14 protein-coding genes are annotated in these 18,850 nt (G+C 73.1%); 10 read left to right on the top strand and 4 right to left on the bottom strand.

The window, feature by feature from the left end:
• Window positions 1–56: 56 nt before the first annotated feature.
• On the bottom strand, window positions 57–1,064 hold the full coding sequence (locus GKS42_RS22385) for a zinc-dependent alcohol dehydrogenase (protein WP_210769242.1): 1,008 nt from the start codon (window positions 1,062–1,064) through the stop codon (window positions 57–59).
• A 201-nt stretch (window positions 1,065–1,265) separates the two neighbouring features.
• Between GKS42_RS22385 and GKS42_RS22380 the strand changes: the two genes are divergently transcribed.
• The 9 genes from GKS42_RS22380 to GKS42_RS22340 all read left to right on the top strand — a co-directional run bounded on the left by GKS42_RS22380 (window position 1,266) and on the right by GKS42_RS22340 (window position 16,302).
• On the top strand, window positions 1,266–2,300 hold the full coding sequence (locus GKS42_RS22380) for a 3-oxoacyl-ACP synthase III (protein WP_154795833.1): 1,035 nt from the start codon (window positions 1,266–1,268) through the stop codon (window positions 2,298–2,300).
• 76 nt (window positions 2,301–2,376) lie between these two features.
• Complete coding sequence (locus tag GKS42_RS22375) at window positions 2,377–4,998, top strand: alpha/beta fold hydrolase (protein WP_154796904.1); 2,622 nt, start codon at window positions 2,377–2,379, stop codon at window positions 4,996–4,998.
• A gap of 116 nt (window positions 4,999–5,114) precedes the next feature.
• On the top strand, window positions 5,115–6,077 hold the full coding sequence (locus GKS42_RS22370; RefSeq protein WP_232847799.1) for an NAD-dependent epimerase/dehydratase family protein: 963 nt from the start codon (window positions 5,115–5,117) through the stop codon (window positions 6,075–6,077).
• Between the two features lie 159 nt (window positions 6,078–6,236).
• Entirely contained in the window at window positions 6,237–7,955 is a 1,719-nt protein-coding gene (locus GKS42_RS22365; protein WP_154795831.1) for an IlvD/Edd family dehydratase, read from the top strand.
• Between the two features lie 92 nt (window positions 7,956–8,047).
• Window positions 8,048–10,567, top strand: a complete 2,520-nt coding sequence (locus tag GKS42_RS22360) for a hypothetical protein (protein ID WP_154795830.1) — start codon at window positions 8,048–8,050, stop codon at window positions 10,565–10,567.
• Window positions 10,568–10,889: 322 nt separating this feature from the next.
• Window positions 10,890–12,068 carry an L-rhamnose isomerase gene (gene rhaI, locus GKS42_RS22355; RefSeq protein ID WP_154795829.1) on the top strand — a complete coding sequence of 393 codons (1,179 nt, stop codon included), beginning with the start codon at window positions 10,890–10,892 and terminating at the stop codon, window positions 12,066–12,068.
• Window positions 12,069–12,122: 54 nt separating this feature from the next.
• Window positions 12,123–14,159, top strand: coding sequence for a bifunctional aldolase/short-chain dehydrogenase (locus GKS42_RS22350; protein ID WP_154795828.1), 2,037 nt, complete (start codon window positions 12,123–12,125; stop codon window positions 14,157–14,159).
• Window positions 14,159–15,652 carry a rhamnulokinase gene (locus GKS42_RS22345; RefSeq protein WP_154795827.1) on the top strand — a complete coding sequence of 498 codons (1,494 nt, stop codon included), beginning with the start codon at window positions 14,159–14,161 and terminating at the stop codon, window positions 15,650–15,652. Before GKS42_RS22350 ends, GKS42_RS22345 begins: the two co-directional genes overlap by 1 nt.
• Window positions 15,649–16,302, top strand: coding sequence for a DUF1961 family protein (locus GKS42_RS22340; RefSeq protein WP_154795826.1), 654 nt, complete (start codon window positions 15,649–15,651; stop codon window positions 16,300–16,302). Before GKS42_RS22345 ends, GKS42_RS22340 begins: the two co-directional genes overlap by 4 nt.
• Window positions 16,303–16,382: 80 nt before the next feature.
• Here GKS42_RS22340 and GKS42_RS22335 read toward each other — a convergent pair whose 3' ends face one another.
• A complete protein-coding gene (locus GKS42_RS22335) occupies window positions 16,383–17,129 on the bottom strand; it encodes a hemerythrin domain-containing protein (RefSeq protein WP_154795825.1) in 747 nt (248 codons plus the stop codon).
• A gap of 114 nt (window positions 17,130–17,243) precedes the next feature.
• Between GKS42_RS22335 and GKS42_RS22330 the strand changes: the two genes are divergently transcribed.
• A complete protein-coding gene (locus GKS42_RS22330) occupies window positions 17,244–18,119 on the top strand; it encodes a LysR family transcriptional regulator (protein ID WP_154795824.1) in 876 nt (291 codons plus the stop codon).
• 84 nt (window positions 18,120–18,203) lie between these two features.
• Here the strand turns inward: GKS42_RS22330 and GKS42_RS22325 are convergent, their stop codons facing one another.
• The gene (locus tag GKS42_RS22325; RefSeq protein ID WP_154795823.1) at window positions 18,204–18,374 is read right to left on the bottom strand and encodes a hypothetical protein; all 171 of its coding nucleotides are present in this window, start codon (window positions 18,372–18,374) and stop codon (window positions 18,204–18,206) included.
• 45 nt (window positions 18,375–18,419) lie between these two features.
• Window positions 18,420–18,848 carry a DUF4190 domain-containing protein gene (locus GKS42_RS22320; RefSeq protein WP_154795822.1) on the bottom strand — a complete coding sequence of 143 codons (429 nt, stop codon included), beginning with the start codon at window positions 18,846–18,848 and terminating at the stop codon, window positions 18,420–18,422.
• Window positions 18,849–18,850 lie beyond the last annotated feature (2 nt).

Raw genomic sequence — 18,850 nt, 5'->3', positions numbered from 1 at the left:
GCCCAGGATCGAGTGTAACGATTCATGGGTCGGCGGGGTGCCTCACCCGGCGGTGTTCACCGTCGCGGATCGATGTGGACCTTCGGTCCCCGGCCGCCCGGCCGCTCGCCGGCGAGCACCGCAGCGGCCTCCGTGAGGGGGACGGTGGCCGCCACCAGCGGCCGCGGATCCACCGACCCGTTCGCATAGGCCTCGATCGCGCCCGCCAGGCCCGCGGACGCCCCGAGGATGCCCACCGCGGTGATGTCGCGGAACACGAGCGAGCGGCTGTCGAACAGGGTCGGGGTCGGCGCGATCCCGATGAAGACGACCCGGCCGGCGGGTTCGACGAGGTCGACGGCCCGGGCCGGCACGCTCGCACCGGTGGACGCATCGACGACGGCGTCCCACGGCTCGTCCGGCAGCGTCGCCTCGGTCCAGGCGTGCGTCAGGCCGAGCGAGCGGGCGAACTCCAGGGACTGTTCGTCCGGTCCGAGCAGGTGTACCCGTGCGCCGGCGGCCTCGGCGAAGAGTGCCGCGAGCAGACCGATGGTGCCGGGCCCGGCCACGAGCACCTGGTCGCCCTCGCCCACGTTCGCCGCCCGTACGGCGCGCATGGCGTTGCCGCCCGGTTCGACCATCGCCCCGGCGGTGTCGTCCAGGGCGTCCGGCAGTGCGTGCAGGGAGGAGGCGGGCACCAGCAGCTGCTCGGCGAGCGCGCCGTGCCAACCGCCGCGGATGCCGATCTCGTACCGGTCGGCGCACACGTGGTGCCGACCGGCCAGGCAGCGGCGGCAGTGACCGCAGCCGAGCATCGTGTCGCCCGTGGTGCGCCGGCCCACCCAGGCCTCCTCGACGCCGTCGCCCACGGCGCTCACGGTGCCGCACCACTCGTGGCCGGGCCGCAGTGGGTAGGCGGCCTGGCCGTCGTGGAGGTAGCTCATCTCGCCGGTGAACAGCTCGACGTCGGTGCCGCAGACGCCCACCCGGCTCACGTCCACCACGACCTCGCCAGGGCCGGGCCGGGGCGCCGGGACGTCCGCGATCTCCGCGGCGTGGGGACCGGTCAGGACCAACGCCCTCACAATCGCATCCCGGGGACCGGGTCTGAGTGTGGGCGGGTGGTGGATGCGGCTGCGGGCCATGAGGACATCGTCGATCTCTCCACGAGACGGAGGGGCAGGAGCGGGTCCGGACCCAGCCTAGGTCCCCTCCCGGTTCGTGAGCTCGCGCACATGGCGGCACCCTGGTGTGCGCCCGGAACACCCCGAATGTAAATTCGGCGGGTGAGTCATGTCGGCAACGCCTCCTTCCGCTATCACAACAGCGCCCTGCTTTCGGTCACGCACATCGAGGCGCCGGTTAAGGTCTCCTCCGCGGAGTTCGAGGAGCGACTCGCCCCCACGCGTAAGCGCCTGCGCCTACCAGCCAACCTGCTCGCGCGGATCTCCGGCGTCGTCGAGCGCCGCTGGTGGGAGCCGGGCACCCGCTTCGACGACCCGGCGATCGAGGCGGGCGCGAAGGCCCTGGCCGAGGCCGGGGTCGAGCCGGCCGAGGTCGGCCTGCTCATCAACACATCGGTGACCCGCACCCACCTGGAGCCATCGGTGGCGGCTCGCATCCACGACGGGTTGAGGTTGCCGACATCCGCCGTCAACTTCGACATCGTCAACGCCTGCCTCGGATTCGTCAACGCCATGATGCTCGCGTCGACGATGATCGACTCCGGGCAGGTGCGCTACGCCGTGGTCGTCAACAGCGAGGACTCGCGAGGCACCCAGGAGACCACCCTGTCGCGACTGAGCGGGCCGGACGTCACCCGTGCGGACTATCGCCGCGAGTTCGCGTCCCTCACTCTCGGCAGCGGAGCGGCGGCTGCGGTCCTCGGACGGGCGGACGAGCACGCCGGGGCACACCGCGTCATCGGGGGCGTCTCACGCGCCGGCACCGAGCACCACGGCCTGTGCGTCGGCGGGCTCGAGGGGATGTTCACCGACACCAAGGCCCTGCTGACCGGAGGGCTGGCGCTCGTCGTCGACGCGTGGCGCGAGGCCAACAACGGCGCTGGCTTCGGGTGGCTGGACATGGATCGCTACGTCACGCACCAGATCTCCACGCCGTACACCGAGGCAGTCATCGCAGCCATCGACCTCGACCCGGACCGGGTCCCCGTGACGTTCTCCCACTGGGGGAACGTCGGACCCGCCTCGCTGCCGATGACACTCGCCGCTGAGGCTCCTTCGCTCGTGGGCGGTGACCGGGTGCTGTGCATGGGCGTCGGGTCCGGCCTCAACGCTGCCATGCTCGAACTCGCGTGGTGAATCACCCGTCCGACTCCCCCTACTTCCCGACGAGGTGCCCGACCACGTGGCAAGCCCCACCGTGAACCTCTCAGCGATGCCCGGCCTCGATCCGCAGTGGAGCCGCTGGGTCACGGTGTCGACGGTGCCGGAGGGGACGACCGCCCGGTGGCACCTGCTCGACAACGGGTCTCAGCTCGCCGACGGCGCGGCACGCGGCACGCTGCTCGCGGTCCACGGCAACCCGACGTGGTCCTACCTGTGGCGCGACCTCCTCGCCGCCGGTGTCGACGGCGGATGGCGGGTCGTCGCCGTCGACCAACTGGGCATGGGGCTCTCTGAGCGGGACGGACGCACCCACCGCCTGGCCGATCGCATCCGCGAGCTCGGGGCGCTGACCGACACGCTCGGGCTCGACGGGCCGGTCGTCACGGTCGGCCACGACTGGGGTGCGGTCATCTCCCTGGGCTGGGCGCTCGCGCACCGCGCGCAACTCGCCGGTGTCGTCCTCACGAACACCGCCGTGCACCACGAGGACGCCACCCGCATCCCCGCGCTCCTCCGGTTGGCCGGGCACCCCATGGTGCACGGGTGGGCAACCCGGACGACGAGTACGTTCCTGAACGCGACCCTCGCCCTCGCCACACCGGCACTGCCGGCCGCCCTCCGCGACGCTTACCGCTCTCCATATCGCAGCGCCGACCGGCGTCAGGGGATCGCCGACTTCGTCAGCGACATCCCGGCGGGCCCCGGGCACCCCAGTCATCCCGCGCTCGTCGAGATCGCCGAGGGTGTGCGCACCCTCGACGTGCCGGCGCTCGTCATGTGGGGCCCGCGTGACCCGGTCTTCCAGGCCCGGTACCTGCGCGACCTGTTGCGCCGGCTCCCGCACGCCGACGTCCACCGCTTCGAGGGCGCCGGGCACCTCCTGCCCGAGGACGCCGACGTCGCGGGCACGGTCCTGGCCTGGCTGAACGCCCGTCTCGAGGCCCCGTCCGACGCGATCGCCGGCGCCTCCGACGGCGGCGGCGTGACACCCGAGGGGGACTTCGTCCCGATCTCGGCGGTGCTCGAGAGTCAGGCCGAGCGCACCGGTCCCGCGGTCGTCGCCCTCGCCGGCGGGGCAACGCACACGCTCACCTGGTCCGAGCTCGCCGCGCGGGTCGAGGACCTGGCCGCCGGCCTCGCCGCCGCCGGGGTCCGTCCCGCGCAGCGGGTGAGCCTGCTCGTGACCCCGGGCGTCGACCTGACGACGTGCCTGTTCGCGTGCCTGCGGATCGGGGCCGTCGTGGTCCTGGCGGACCAGGGCCTCGGCCGGGCGGGGATGAGCCGAGCGATCCGCGGGGCGGACCCCGACCACCTCATCGGGGTCGAACGGGCGTTGGTGGGTGCACGGGTGCTGGGCTGGCCCGGCCGCCGTATCTCGGTGACGGACCTCGCCCCCGCTCGCCGGCGCGCACTCGGGGTCGAGGCGACCGTGCCCGGGCTCATCGCGCGGGGGGCCGCGCTGCGTGCCGCCGGCACGGACCTGGGGCCCATGCCCGCAGCGGATGACGACGCCGCCATCCTCTTCACCTCGGGCTCGACGGGCCCGGCCAAGGGCGTCGTCTACACCCAGGGGCGTCTCGCCGCGATGCGGGACACCCTGGCGCGCACCTACGGACTGGGTGCGGACTCCCAGCTCGTCGCCGGCTTCGCTCCGTTCGCTCTGCTCGGTACCGCGCTGGGCGCCGTCTCGGTCACGCCGGACATGGACGTCACAGCCCCGGCCACCCTGACGGCGACCGCGCTCGCCGATGCCGTGGCCGCCGTCGGGGCCGGGACGGTGTTCACCTCGCCGTCGGCATTGACGAACGTGCTCGCCACGGCCGGGGATCTGGACGCCGATCGACGGGAGGCGCTCGCAGGCGTGGAGCTCCTCCTCTCCGCCGGCGCGCCGATCGCGCCGGAACTGCTCGCGCGGGTGGGTGGGGTCATGCCGAACGCCGTCCCCCACACCCCGTACGGGATGACCGAGGTGCTACCGGTCACGGATATCGACCTCGACGGCATCCGCGCGGCCGAACGTGACGTGCATGACGGCCTGGCCGGGGCCGGGAACGGCACCTGCGTGGGGCCGCCGGTGCCGGGCGTGCGGGTGCGGATCGTTCCGCTCGACGCGGACGGCGCGCCCACCGGTGCGCAGACCACCGAGCCGGGCGTGACCGGCGAGATCACCGTGAGCGCACCCCACCTGAAGAGGACCTACGACCGGCTCTGGGCCACGCAGACCGCCGGCGCCGATCACCCCGGTTGGCACCGCACCGGCGACGTCGGACACCTCGACGCCCACGGTCGCGTGTGGGTCGAGGGTCGCGTTGCGCACGTCATCGCGACGGCGCGGGGCATTCTCACCCCGGTCGAGGTCGAGCACCGCGTGCAGCGGGTGCGCGGGGTGCGGCGGGCCGCTGTCGTCGGGGTCGGTCCGCGGGGAACGCAGCAGGTCGTCGTCGTCCTCGAGACCGAGCCGTCGCTCGACCCGCGGGCGCTCGCATCGCCCGCGCTCGCCACCCCGGGCCTGGCCCGGGCGGTCCGCCGGGCGGCCGGGGTGCCGGTGGCCGCGGTGCTGCGCGTCGCCGAACTGCCCACGGACGTGCGGCACAACGCCAAGATCAAGCGCGGGGCCCTGGCCCGCTGGGCCGGCCGCGCGCTCGCCGGCGGACGGATGCCCGCGCCATGACACCGGCCGGCCACGTGCCACCCGCCTCCCGCGATCATGCCGATCGGGCGACCCCGCCGCGCGGTTCCGGCGTGGCGCGTGGCCACGATGACTCAGATGGGCAACGTGGACCCCGGGTGCTGGTGACGGGCGCGAGCGGGCTGCTCGGCGGCACCGTCGCACGGCTCCTCGTCGAGACCGGCTACATGGTGACCACCTTCCAGCGCCGCCCGTCCGGCGTCGACGGCGCCCGCGACCTCGCCGGCTCCCTCGACGACCTCGCCGCGATCGCCTCCGCCGTAGGAGGTCAGGATGCCGTCGTCCACCTGGCTGCGAAGGTCTCGGTGAGCGGTGGCCGGGCCGACTACGAGCGGATCAACGTCCGCGGTACCGCCGGGCTCCTCGACGCAGCCCGCGAAGCGGGGGTGAGCCGGTTCGTCCAGGTCTCCTCACCGTCGGTGGCCCACACGGGCGCTTCGCTCGTCGGGGCGGGGGCGGGGCCGGCGCAGCCCGAGCGGGCCCGCGGGCACTACGCGCGCACGAAGGCGGCCGCCGAGGTCGCCGCGCTCGCGGCGGACGCGCCCGGGTTCGCGGTAACCGCCGTGCGTCCGCACCTCGTCTGGGGGCCGGGGGACACCCAGCTCGTCGCCCGGATCATCGAGCGCGCGCGGGCGGGGCGGCTGCCGCTCCTGGACCACGGCGCCGCGCTCGTCGACACGATCTACGTCGACAACGCGGCCGAGGCGATCATCGCGGCGCTCGAGCACACCGATCGCGGGCACGGGCAGGCGTTCGTCGTCACGAACGGTGAGCCGCGCCCGATCGGGGACCTGATCGCCGGGATGTGCCTGGCAGCCGGGGTCGAGCCGCCGACGTGGCGGGTGCCCGCGGGGCTCGCCCGGGTGGCGGGCGCCGCCGTCGAGGCGGTCTGGGCCATCCGGCCGGGTGCTGACGAGCCGCCGATGACCCGGTTTCTCGCCGAACAGCTCTCGACGGCGCACTGGTTCGACCAGAGGCATACCCGGGACGTGCTGGACTGGGCGCCGCGAGTGAGCATCGACGAAGGGCTCACGCGCCTGGCGAAGTACTACAGCGCATGAGCGCCGTGTCGCGGCCGTCAGGGCGGGGCGCGGCGGGTGGCTAGGCTTGGCCCGAACGAGTTGGTCGTCGATTGCTCCTCGTACCTGGAGGGGCAGGAACGCGCCCGGTACACCCATCCGGGTCCCGGTCGCCTTCACTGAAGCCGAAAGGTGCCTGTGATGGAGCAGTTGCGGAGTGCGCAGTGGTACGCCGGGCAGGGGCGCGATGCCTACATCCACCGGGCCTGGATGCGCCGGGGCGTGCCCGCGGACGCGTTCGAGGGCCGCAAGCCGCACATCGCGATCGCGAACACCGCCTCGGACCTGGCGCCGTGCAACTCCCACCTGAACGAGGTGGCCTCGAGCGTGCGTGACGGCGTGCTCGAGGCCGGCGGGGTCCCGCTGAACATGCCGGTGGTGTCCCTCGGCGAGACGCAGCTGCGGCCCACCGCGATGCTCTGGCGGAACATGGCCGCGATGAGCATTGAGGAGATGATCCGCGGCAACCCGATCGACGGCGTGGTGCTCCTCGGCGGCTGCGACAAGACCATTCCGGCGCTGCTCATGGGCGCGGCGTCGGTGGGCCTGCCGGCCGTGGTGGTGCCCGGCGGGCCGATGCTCACCGGCACGTTCGCAGGCCAGGCCCTGGGCTGCGGCACCGACGTGTGGCGACTGTCGGAGGAGGTCCGGGCCGGCACGCTCCCGGCGGAGCAGTTCACGCGTTCCGAGTCGGCGATGATCCGTTCCCGCGGGCACTGCAACACGATGGGCACCGCGTCCACGATGGGGCTGCTCGCCGAGGCGCTCGGCATGGTGCTGCCCGGCCTGGCCGGGACCCCGGCCCCGGACAGCCGTCTGCTCGAGGGCTCCCACGCGACCGGCAAGCTCGTCGTCGAGATGGTCGCGGCCGATCGCGGGCCCGCCGACGTGCTGACGAAGGCGTCCTTCCACAACGCCATCGTCACGCTCGCCGCCATCGGTGGCTCGACCAACGCCGTCGTCCACCTGCTCGCGATCGCGGGCCGCCTCGGCATCGACCTGACCCTCGACGACTTCGACCGGATCGGCTCCCGGGTGCCACTGCTCGTGGACCTGCAGCCGGCCGGGCGGTTCCTGATGGACGACCTCTACCGGGCCGGCGGGCTGCATGCCGTGCTCGCACAGGTGCGCGACCTGCTCGACCCGAGTGCGCTCACGGTCGACGGGACCCCACTCGTGGACCACCTGGGCGACGCCCCGATCTGGGACCCCGAGGTGATCCGCCTCCGCGAGGCCCCGGTCCTGGGTGAGGCCGGCATCGCCGTGCTGCGCGGCAACCTCGCCCCGGCCGGCGCGATCATCAAGCCCGCCGCCGCGACGCCCGAGCTCCTGCAGCACCGCGGCAAGGCGGTCGTGTTCGACTCCATCGAGGACTTCCACGAGCGCATCGACGACCCCGGCCTCGAGGTGGACGCCTCCAGTGTGCTGGTGCTGCGCGGCTGCGGACCGAAGGGCTACCCGGGCATGCCCGAGGTCGCGAACATGCCGATGCCGAAGCGGCTCGTGGAGCAGGGCGTGCGGGACATGGTGCGCATCTGCGACGGCCGGATGAGCGGCACGGCGTACGGGACCGTAGTGCTGCACGTCTCGCCCGAGGCCGCGGCCGGCGGGCCGCTGGCCCTGGTCCGCACCGGGGACGTGATCGTGCTCGACGTCGCGGGCCGGCGGCTCGACCTGGACGTGCCGGCCGCCGAGCTCGCCGCCCGCACTCCCAACGAGGCGACCCTGGCCGGGTTCGCTGCGCCCACCCGCGGCTGGGAGCGGCTCTACGTCGACCACGTGCTGCAGGCCGACTCGGGTGCGGACCTGGACATCCTGGTCGGTTCCAGCGGGAGCGAGGTGAGCCGCGAGTCGCACTGACCCGCCGCCGGTGACCGGTTGCCCTAGGATCGTTGTGTAACGATTCAAAGCATCCGCCGGCCGGCGGACCGAAGCGCGAGGGAGCGCCACCCATGGCGGAGAGCAGGCCAACGGGGGAGAGCCGGTCCACGGCGGACGGCGGATCCACGGCGACGAGTGGGTCTGTGGTGGAGAGCAGCGGCAGCGGCGCGCCGACCGGCCCGTACGCGTTCCTGTTCTGGAACGACCACCTGGACGCCGAGGCGATCCGGGCCGAGCTGGCCGACCTGGCCGCGGCCGGTTTCCGAGGCGTCACGATCAGCGCGCGGATCGGGCTGAGCCGCGAGATCGGCTACCTGACCCCGGCCTTCTTCGACCTGGTCCGCGCGGCCGTGGACGAGTGCGCCCGGCTGGGACTGGCCGTGATGCTCTACGACGAGGCGTCCTACCCGTCCGGCTCGGCGAACGGACTCGTGGTGCAGCGCGATCCGGCGTTCGCGGCCCGGTCCCTGCAACGGGTCATCCGGGACGTACACGCGCCCAGCCGCGAGCATTGGCGCCCGACCCTCGGGCGCTCACCCGCGCAGCGGCTGCTGGCCGTGGTGGCGACGCCGCTCGTCCGGTCGGATGGCGCCGGCCTCGATGCCGGCGTTCGCGCCACCGGTCCCGACCGGCTGGACGCCGGCGCCCGGCTGCTCGAGCCGAACGAGCGCGGTCTGGTCGCGCTCGACCTGCCCGCCGGCAGGTGGCGGCTGTGCGCGATCTTCGACGCTCCGAGTGCGGGCACCATCCGCGGCGCCTACGCCGACACCGATGACGACTCCGCGCTCGCGCCCGCCGCGGCCGACCTGCTCAACCCGGACGCCGTCGCCGCCTTCATCGACCTCACCCACGAGGGCTACGCCCGCGCCCTCACCGACCACCTCGGCACCACCGTGGTGGCGATGTTCACCGACGAGGCCTCCATGCTCGGGCGCGGCCCCACGCCGGGAGCCGTCGCCTACACACGCGGCTTCGAGACCGACGTGGCGGCCGAGATCGGCGCGGACGTCAGCGAGGTGCTGCGGCGACTGCCCGCGCTCTGGGACGACGGCCCCACGGACCCGGCTCTGCGCCGCGCCTACGACGTCGCCCTGCGGAACCGTCTGAACACCGTGTACTACGGCGCCCAGTCGCGCTGGTGCGCCGACCACGGGATCGCGCTCACCGGGCACCCCGCCGAGGGTGACGACCTGGCCTCCGCCGCCTGCTTCGACTGGCCCGGCCAGGACACCGTCTGGCGGTGGGTCCTGCCCGGCGACGGCACTGCCCTGGCCGGACCCGAGTCCACGGCCCCGAAGGGTGCCGCGAGTGCCGCCCACCTGCGCGGGCACGGGACCGCCGTGGCCGAGGTGCTCGGCGCCTACGGCTGGCGGCTCAGTCTCGACGAGGCGAAGTGGCTGCTCGACTGGTACCTGTCCCGCGGGGTGACCACACTCGTGCTGCACGCGTTCTTCGCGTCCGTGCGCGGCAACAGAGCCTATGAGAGCGAGCCCGACCTCGGCCGGCACAACTCCTGGTGGCCGCACTTCCCCCGCCTGGTCGCCTACCAGCGCCGGATCGCCGACCTGGTCGCCGCCGGCACCCATACCGCGAGCGTCGCCGTGCTCGCCGACCCCGACCACCTGCCCGACCGTCGCGCCGGCGAGCTGCTGCGGGCCCAGCTCGACTTCTTCTACATCGACCCGGACGCGCTCGCGGGTGCCACGCTTGACGGTGGCGCGCTGCTGGTCGGGGACCAGCGCTACCTGGTCGTCGTCGACGACCTCGGGCCGGGCGCCGGTCCTGATGCCCGACGGCGGTTGGCCGCCTTCGCGGCTGATGGCGGCCTGGTCGAGGCGTACGAGGGCGTGCTCGATGCAGCGCGCCTTGAGCGGGCCCGCGCTCACGTGCGGGCCGGCGGTGGGGTGGCGGTCACAATCGAGCCGCCCGCCCCGGAGCTGCGGGTGCTCACCGTGCGCCGCGAGGGTGCGACCGACTCGGTGTTCTTCAACGAGGGTGAGGACGCCATCGCGGCGTGGGTCACGCCGGACCGGGTACCGGCCCGGCCGCAGTGGCTGGACCCGCTGACCGGCGCCCGCGAGGACGCCCGGATGCGCTCCGACGGCGCCGTCCGGCTCGACCTGCCGCGCCGCGGGACTGCCGTGCTCACCGAGGCGACGGACCTACCGACCCAGATGCCGGCGTCGGCCGCTACGACCCACACGATCGAGCTACGCGACGTGACCGGCACCCCCGCGGCCGGGCTGACCGCCCCGCCCGTTGCCGAGCTCGGCCTCGGTGACTGGCGGGACCACCCGGACCTGCAGCTGTTCTCGGGCAGCTACCGGTACGTGACCTCGGTGGACCTGCCGGCCGATGTGGCAGCGGTCGTCCTCGACCTCGGCGAGGTCGGGCAGGCGGCCACGGTGGTCGTCAACGGTGCCACGGTCACGGACCTGATGTGGGCTCCGTATCGCGTCGTGATCGGCGCCGAGCACCTGCGTGCGGGCGCGAACCGGCTGGAACTGCTCGTCAGCAACAGCGCGGCCGTGCACTACGAGGGCGCCGATCTGCCGTCCGGCCTGATCGGGCCGGTGACGGTGACCTACTGACGCCACCAGCACCAGGACGACCCTGCGTCCCCCTGGCGCCCGAGGGGCGGCGTCAGGTGTCGCACACCTCGCTCGGCTGCTGGAACGAGGCCCCGGTGCAGCGCCGAGTTAGTGGGTTCACCCTCGACTCAGCCAGAAGTTCGGGACTGTTTCGAGGGTGAACCCACTAGGTCGGCGGCTCGACGACGTGACCCCAGGCAGGCCGGCGCCGAGCGATCGCTTGACACCCGCCGTCGGCCGCTTCTAGTCTGAATCCAGATGGTGAATCGTTTCAGAGCCGAAGGCCGGTCGCCATCATCCCGAACCAGACATGGAGCACAACATGACCACGCCGGCAACCGCCGCCAACGGGGTGCGCGACGCGCTCGCCGCCCAGACCATCGAGCTGCCCTCCTGGGCGTTCGGGAACTCGGGCACCCGGTTCAAGGTGTTCAACCAGGCCGGCGTGCCGCGCGACCCGTACGAGAAGATCGCCGACGTCGCGCAGGTGCACGCCTACACCGGCGCCGCGCCGCGCGTCTCGCTGCACATCCCGTGGGACCTCGTCGACGACTACGACGCGCTCGCCACGCACGCCCGTGACCTCGGGGTGAGCATCGGGGCGATCAACTCGAACCTGTTCCAGGACGACGACTACATGCTCGGCTCGCTCACCCACCCCGACGCCAAGGTGCGGGCGAAGGCGGTCAAGCACCACCTCGACTGCATCGACGTGATGCGCGCGACCGGCTCCACGGACCTCAAGCTGTGGCTGCCGGACGGCACGAACTACCCCGGCCAGGACGACATCCGGGCCCGCCAGGACCGGCTCGCCGACGGGCTCGCCGAGATCTACGCGGCGCTGGACGAGCACCACCGGCTGCTCCTGGAGTACAAGTTCTTCGAACCGTACTTCTACACGATGGACATCCCGGACTGGGGCACCTCGCTGGTCCACTGCCTCGCGCTGGGGGAGCGGGCCACCGTGGTGCTGGACACCGGCCACCACGCCCCGAACACGAACATCGAGTTCATCGTCGCCCAGCTGATCCGGCTCGGGCGGCTCGGCGCGTTCGACTTCAACTCCCGCTTCTACGCCGACGACGACCTCATGGTCGGCGCCGCTGACCCGTTCCAGCTGTTCCGGATCATGAACGAGATCGTCGGTGCCGACGCGCTCCGCGCCGAGTCCGGCGTGAACTTCATGCTCGACCAGTGCCACAACATTGAGCCGAAGATCCAGGCCCAGATCCGGTCCGTCATGAACGTCCAGGAGGCCACCGCGAAGGCGCTGCTGGTGGACCGGGAGGCCCTCAAGGCGGCCCAGACCAGTGGCGACGTGCTCGGCGCGAACGGCCTGCTCATGGACGCCTACAACACCGACGTCCGACCGCTCCTCGCACAGGTGCGCGAGGACCAGGGCCTGGCCGCCGACCCGATCGCCGCCTACCGCGCGTCCGGGTACGGCGAGAAGATCATCGCCGAGCGCGTCGGCGGTACCCAGGCCGGCTGGGGCGCCTGACCCGCTACGCATCCGGAACCGACTCCCACCACCCTCGAGAGTGAAGGCTCTTCCATGACGAACCCGGCTGTCGCCGACCTCATCGCCCGGTCCAACCGCCTCGGCGCCGACCCGCGCAACACCAACTACGCCGGCGGGAACACCTCCGCCAAGGGCACCGAGATCGACCCGGTCACCGGGGAGTCCGTCGAGCTGTGCTGGGTGAAGGGCTCCGGCGGGGACCTCGGCACCCTCAAGGAGGCCGGCCTGGCCGTGCTGCGCCTGGACCGGCTCCGTGCCCTCACCGGCGTGTACCCCGGCGTGGACCGCGAGGACGAGATGGTCGCCGCGTTCGACTACTGCCTGCACGGCAAGGGCGGGGCCGCCCCGAGCATCGACACCGCGATGCACGGGCTCGTCGACTCCGCGCACGTGGACCACCTGCACCCCGACTCCGGCATCGCGATCGCCACCGCCGCCGACGGCGAGCAGCTCACCGCCGAGATCTTCTCGGACCGGGTGGTCTGGGTCCCGTGGCGCCGCCCCGGCTTCCAGCTCGGCCTGGACATCGCCGCCATCAAGGAGGCCAACCCGCAGGCGATCGGCTGCATTCTCGGCGGCCACGGCATCACCGCCTGGGGGGACACCTCCGAGCAGGCCGAGGCGAACTCCCTGGAGATCATCGCCACCGCCGAGGCCTACATCGCCGAACACGGCAAGGCGGACCCGTTCGGCGCCGTGGTGCCCGGTTATGAGGCGCTGCCCGAGGCGGAGCGCCGCGCGAAGGCCGCCGCGCTCGCCCCCGCGATCCGTGGCATCGCCTCCGCGGACGCCCCGCAGGTCGGTCACTTCACCGACTCCCCAGAGGTCCTGGACTTCCTGGCCAGCGAGAGGCTCGGCCCGCTCGCGGCGCTTGGCACCTCCTGCCCGGACCACTTCCTGCGCACCAAGGTCAAGCCGCTCGTGGTGGACCTGCCCGCCGCCGCCCCGGTGCAGGACGTGCTCGCCCGCCTCGCCGAGCTGCACGAGGCCTACCGCGCCGACTACGCCGCGTACTACGACCGGCACGCCACGCCCGACAGCCCCGCCATGCGTGGCGCGGACCCGGCGATCGTGCTCGTGCCGGGTGTGGGCATGTTCTCCTTCGGCAAGAACAAGCAGACCGCGCGCGTGGCCGGCGAGTTCTACGTCAACGCGATCAACGTGATGCGCGGCGCCGAGGCGCTGTCCAGCTACGCCCCGATCGAGGAGTCCGAGAAGTTCCGGATCGAGTACTGGGCCCTCGAGGAGGCCAAGCTCGCCCGGCTCCCCAAGCCGAAGGCGCTCGCCACCCGGGTGGCCCTGGTCACCGGCGCCGGCTCCGGCATCGGCCGGGCCATCGCCGAGCGGCTCGCCGCCGAGGGCGCGTGCGTCGTCATCGCCGACCTCAACCTGGAGGGCGCGCAGGCCGTCGCCGCCGAGCTCGGCGGGCCGGACGTGGCCGTGGCCGTGCAGTGCGACGTCACCAGCGAGGAGCAGGTCGCCGCCCTCATCGATGCCGCCGCGCTCGCGTTCGGCGGCGTGGACCTGGTGGTCAACAACGCCGGCCTGTCCATCTCCAAGCCGCTGCTGGAGACCACGGTCAAGGACTGGGACCTGCAGCACGACGTGATGGCCCGCGGCTCGTTCCTGGTGGCCCGCGAGGCCGCCCGCGCGCTGATCGCCCAGAAGCTCGGCGGTGACATCGTCTACATCGCGAGCAAGAACTCCCTGTTCGCCGGGCCGAACAACATCGCCTACTCCGCCACCAAGGCGGACCAGGCCCACCAGGTGCGGCTGCTCGCCGCCGAGCTCGGTGAGCACGGCGTGCGGGTCAACGGCATCAACCCCGACGGCGTGGTGCGCGGCAGCGGCATCTTCGCCGGCGGGTGGGGGGCCAAGCGGGCCGCCGTGTACGGCGTGGAGGAGTCCGAGCTCGGCGCCTACTACGCCCAGCGCACCCTGCTCAAGCGCGAGGTCCTGCCCGAGCACGTGGCCGCCGCGGTGTTCGCGCTCGCCGGCGGTGACCTGAGCCAGACCACAGGTCTGCACATCCCGGTCGACTCCGGGGTCGCGGCCGCGTTCCTGCGCTGATGACCGCGTTCGCCGCCGTCGACCTGGGCGCCTCCTCGGGGCGGGTGATCCGCGCCGAGGTGGCCCGGGTCGGTGGCGAGCCGCGCCTCGTCCTCGAGGAGGTGGCCCGGTTCGCGAACGGAGCAGTGCCCGACGGCGCAGGAACCCTGCGCTGGGACCTCACCGGGCTCTTCGGTGAGGTCGTGCAGGGGCTGCGCGCCGCGGGGCGGCGCGGACCGCTGGCTGGGATCGGTATCGACAGCTGGGCCGTGGACTACGGCCTGATCGGCGCCGACGGCGCACTGGTCGCCGAGCCCGTCGCCTACCGCGACGAGCGGACGGCGCCGGTCATCGCCGGCGTTCACTCCGCCGTCGACCCGGAGGAGCTGTACCGGATCGCGGGAATGCAGCACCTGCCGTTCAACACCATCTACCAGCTCGCGGCCGAACGGGCCGCCGGCGGTCTCGACGGCGTCGAGCGGGTTCTGCTGATTCCGGACCTGCTCGCGTACCTGCTCACCGGGGTGGCCGTCAGCGAGCTCACGAACGCCTCCACCACGGCGCTGCTCGACCAACGGACCCGGACCTGGTCCACCGACCTGCTCGGGCGGATCGGGGTGCGTGCGGGCCTGCTGCCCGACGTCGTCGAGCCGGGGCAGGTGATCGGCACCCTGAGCGAGTCCGTGCGCGAGGCGACCGGGCTCGGTGAGGTGCCCGTGATCGCCGTCGGGTCCCACGACACCGCGTCGGCGGTCGCGGGCATCCCCGCCACCGGCGCCGACTTCGCCTACATCTCCTGCGGAACCTGGTCGCTGGTGGGGGTCGAACTCACCGAACCGGTGCTCACCGAGGCCTCCCGCGCCGCGAACTTCACGAACGAGCTCGGCGTCGACGGCACCGTGCGGTACCTGCGCAACGTGATGGGGCTGTGGCTGCTCCAGGAATCGCAGCGCACCTGGCGTGAGGCCGGGGACACCGGAACGGACATCACCGCGCTGCTCGACGCCGCCGCGAGGATCCCGGCGCGGCGCACGCTCGTGGACGTCGATCACCCCGACTTCCTGGCGCCGGGGGACATGCCCGCGCGGATCGCCGCGCACGCCCGCGCAAGCGGTCAGCCGGTGCCGGCCACCCCGGCCGAGGTGACCCGGTGCATCCTGGACTCCCTCACCGTCGCCTACCGGCGGGCCGTCCGGGAGGCCACCGAGCTGTCCGGGCACCCGGTGCGGGTGCTGCACATCGTCGGCGGCGGGTCCCGGAACGTGCTGCTGTGCCAGGCCGCCGCGGACGCCACCGGGCTGCCCGTGATCGCCGGACCGGACGAGAGCACGGCGATCGGCAACGTGCTCGTCCAGGCCCGCGCCGTCGGCGCCCTGACCGGTGACCTCGCCGCCCTGCGCGCCGTGGCTGCCCGCGGGCTGACACTGACCCGCTACGAACCCGACGGCACCGAGTGGGCGGCCTGGGCGGCCGCCGAGGAACGCGTGCACGGGGTCGCGGCGGACCGGGCGTGAGCGGTTACCGCAACCCGCTCGCCGGGCCGGAGGACGTGGCCGGCTGGGTCCTCGAGGGCGACGGTGCCGTGACGTTCGGCCAGGGCCGGATGCGCCTGGAATCCACCCGGGACCCGGCGCAGGGGCAGGCCGCGAACCTCGTGTTCTGGTGCCCGGTCGAGGCGCCCGACGGCGTCGCGATCAGCTGGGACTTCTGGCCGGTCCACGAGCCGGGGCTGTGCATCCTGTTCTTCGCCGCCACGGGGCACGACGGGCGCGACCTGTTCGACTCCGAGCTGCCGGCCCGGACCGGCGAGTACGAGCAGTACCACCACGGCGGCCTGGACGCCTACCACGTGTCCTACTTTCGGCGCCGGTGGGAGGACGAACGCGCCCTGCACACGTGCAACCTGCGCAAGTCCCACGGGTTCCACCTGGTGGCCACCGGCGCCGACCCGCTGCCGGACGTGGCCGACGCCCGCGGGCCCTACCGGATCCGGCTCACCCTCGCCGCCGGCGCGGTGACGTTCTCGATCGACGACGTCGAGTCGTTCCGGTGGGTCGACGACGGGTCGGTGGGAGGCCCGCCCCTGGGGCCGGGCCGGATCGGGTTCCGTCAGATGGCCCCGATGATCGCCGAGTACGCGAACCTGCGGATCGAGCCGCTCTGACCCTGACGGTGCCGCGTGATGCCGCCCGGGACAACCCGGATCCACGCCTCGTCGTGCCAACTCGCCCCCGTGAGCGAAGGTCACGACGTCGACGTCGACGTCGACGTCGACGGCGACCCGGCGGCACTAGGAATGCGGGCCGCCGGAGTGCCGGACCAGACCGTCAGCCCGGGGCAGCGGGCGCTGCGGGCCAGCGGCTTCAGCACCGGCCAGTACAGGGCGGTGGGTAACCCGAATCGGCGGACGAGATCCGGGCGCCACCGGACGCCGTCGGCGATCCACCGGAGGAACCGAAGCGTGTCGGCCACGGTGTACCCGTCGATCCAGGCGCGCTTTTCGAACTCCCGCCACTCGCGGTGGCTGAGCACCCGGCGCACGATCACCAGTCCGGCACTCTCCTCGTGCGACAGGTGCGCGAGCAAGGGCCCCTCCAACTCGTCGAGGGCGGCGAGGGCGTCCGCCGGAGTCGCGCGGTCCGCGACCAGGCCGCGGGCGGCCGCCTCGAGCGCGAGGAGCGGCCCGTCGAGCAACTCGTGCTCGGCCTCCATGGCGTCAAGGACCACGCGACTCGCCGGGTCACGCTCCAGCAGCACCGGCCACAGGCTGTGGTCCTCGCCCTCGTGATGCCACCGGAGCTGGGCCATCGTCCACTGCAGGTGCCGCCCGAGGCGCCGGCGCCGCCGCACGGACAGGCCCGGATCGCCCAGCAGCAACCGGGCTCGAGTCAGGTCTCGGCGCAGGGCCGAGTGGAACAGCGTCATCGTGAACGGGTCGGCGCGGTCCTCTGCGGCGATGGGCCCGGTGGGCATCGGTCGGACGTTCGTCACGTCTTCCTCCACTGTTCGTGCCGTGCGGTGAGTGCCGCTGTTGGTGCGAACCAGTCTGTGACGCGACCTACGAATCAAGCAAACCGATAGATGTGATGGCTAAGATCGGCTTTGATGATGGACGAGGCCAAGCTCGAGGCGTTCGTCGCCGTCGCGGAGGAGGAGTCCTTCAGCGCGGCGGCCGACCGGATCCGCGTCGCGCAGTCGACGATCAGTGCACGGATCAAGGAGCTCGAGGCGGAGCTCGGACAGCCCATGTTCATCCGGACCAGCCGCCGGGTCCGGTTGGCGCCGGCCGGAACGGTGGCTCTCCCCGCTGCCCGGACCGCCCTGGCGGCCCTCTCGGCGCTGCGTCAGGTGGTCGACGACGTCGCGGGCGTGCGCCGAGGCCGGGTGCGGCTGGGCCTGTTGACCGGCGCCGACCTCCCCGATCTCGCGCAGCTCCTCGCGGACTTCGCGACGGAGTTCCCGGGCATCGAACTCGTCGTCTCCTCCGCGTCGGCACAGGACCTGCATCGCGCGGTGTCCGAGTCCGCCCTGGATCTGGCCCTCGTGGTGCGAGCCGGTGCCGCCGAGTTGGGCGGGCCGGCCTGGGCGGAGCTTCTGCGCGACCCACTGACCGTGGTCGGCCTGGATCGTGCCGTCGGACCGGCGCCGGTCACCGAGCTGGAGGGGGTGCCGCTGATCCTGCTCGACGCGGCCGCGGGAGCGCGCGGAGTCCTTGAGGCGGCGGCTCGCAGCGTCGGCGCACGGCTCGACATCACGGTCGAGGTCTCCACGCCCACCCTCGCCACGGACCTGTTCGCCCGCGGCATGGGCGCCCTCGTCATCCCGGCCAGCCTGGCCCCTCGACCCGGGTCGGTGCTCGTTGGTGCCGACGGTGCCGAGCTGGGCGTATCGGTCGGCCTGATCAGTCATCCGACCCTGCGGACCCCCGCCGCCGACCTCCTGCTCGGCCGGCTCCGGGCGGGGCTGGGGATGAATGGCTGAGGTCGGAGCCGGCCTCAGCCCGGGCGGTGCGACGCCCTGGGCCCACGGACCCTCCTCAGCCAGGCCACGGTCGTGGCGATGAGCTCAGGCTCCGACCGCCCGGGTCCGCGGCAGCAGCCACAGGGCCAGGGCCGCGAGCCAGATGAGCGTCGGCGCGAGCGACTCGGGGCTGAGGATCGTCTGGCCGGGTAGGTCGGCCACGTTGTGGACGAAGAACCCGGTCCAGGCCAGGACGGTGGCCGCGGTGACGGCCACGACCCAAGGGCGCCGCCGCTCAGTCGTGCGAGGCCCCGCCGTCTGTCAGCCGGACAGCCAGAACGCGGTCAGCAGCAGCGCCCAGAATCCGACCACCACGTACCCGAGCACGAGTGCGGCCATGGCGAGGCCGCGACCCCGCATCAGGTTGTTCCTGGTCTGCACCACGCCGATGTGCCCGAAGACGATCGCGAGCAGCGCCGGCACCGACAGCACCACGCCGAGCAGGGCGAACACCAGGGCGAGCGTGGCCCACACCGAGGACTTCGGGGGCGGCGTGTAGTAGCCGGGGCCGGAGAACGTCTCGGCGTACGAGGGCAGCGGGCGGGTGTAGCCGTTCACGAACGGGGAGACGCCGTACTGCGCGGTTGCCTGCCACGGGCGCAGCGACGCGTCGGCACGCACGGGCTCACGCACCTCGGGTGCGGGTGCGCGCACCGGCGCGAGGGCCGTGAAACCGCCGCCGTCGGACACGA

Origin of the sequence: Occultella kanbiaonis (assembly GCF_009708215.1) — a bacterium.
Taxonomy (GTDB): Bacteria; Actinomycetota; Actinomycetes; order Actinomycetales; family Beutenbergiaceae; genus Occultella; species Occultella kanbiaonis.
The sequence above is the reverse complement of the archived record's forward strand: the minus strand, read 5'-3'. Positions and strand labels throughout refer to the sequence as shown.

What these genes read in the sequence shown, in the direction of transcription:
- GKS42_RS22375 (WP_154796904.1), top strand. Translation starts at nt 2,377, where the DNA reads ATGCCCGGCCTCGATCCGCAGTGGAGCCGCTGGGTCACGGTGTCGACG.
- GKS42_RS22365 (WP_154795831.1), top strand. Translation starts at nt 6,237, where the DNA reads ATGGAGCAGTTGCGGAGTGCGCAGTGGTACGCCGGGCAGGGGCGCGAT.
- GKS42_RS22360 (WP_154795830.1), top strand. Translation starts at nt 8,048, where the DNA reads ATGGCGGAGAGCAGGCCAACGGGGGAGAGCCGGTCCACGGCGGACGGC.
- rhaI (WP_154795829.1), top strand. Translation starts at nt 10,890, where the DNA reads ATGACCACGCCGGCAACCGCCGCCAACGGGGTGCGCGACGCGCTCGCC.
- GKS42_RS22350 (WP_154795828.1), top strand. Translation starts at nt 12,123, where the DNA reads ATGACGAACCCGGCTGTCGCCGACCTCATCGCCCGGTCCAACCGCCTC.
- GKS42_RS22345 (WP_154795827.1), top strand. Translation starts at nt 14,159, where the DNA reads ATGACCGCGTTCGCCGCCGTCGACCTGGGCGCCTCCTCGGGGCGGGTG.
- GKS42_RS22330 (WP_154795824.1), top strand. Translation starts at nt 17,244, where the DNA reads ATGATGGACGAGGCCAAGCTCGAGGCGTTCGTCGCCGTCGCGGAGGAG.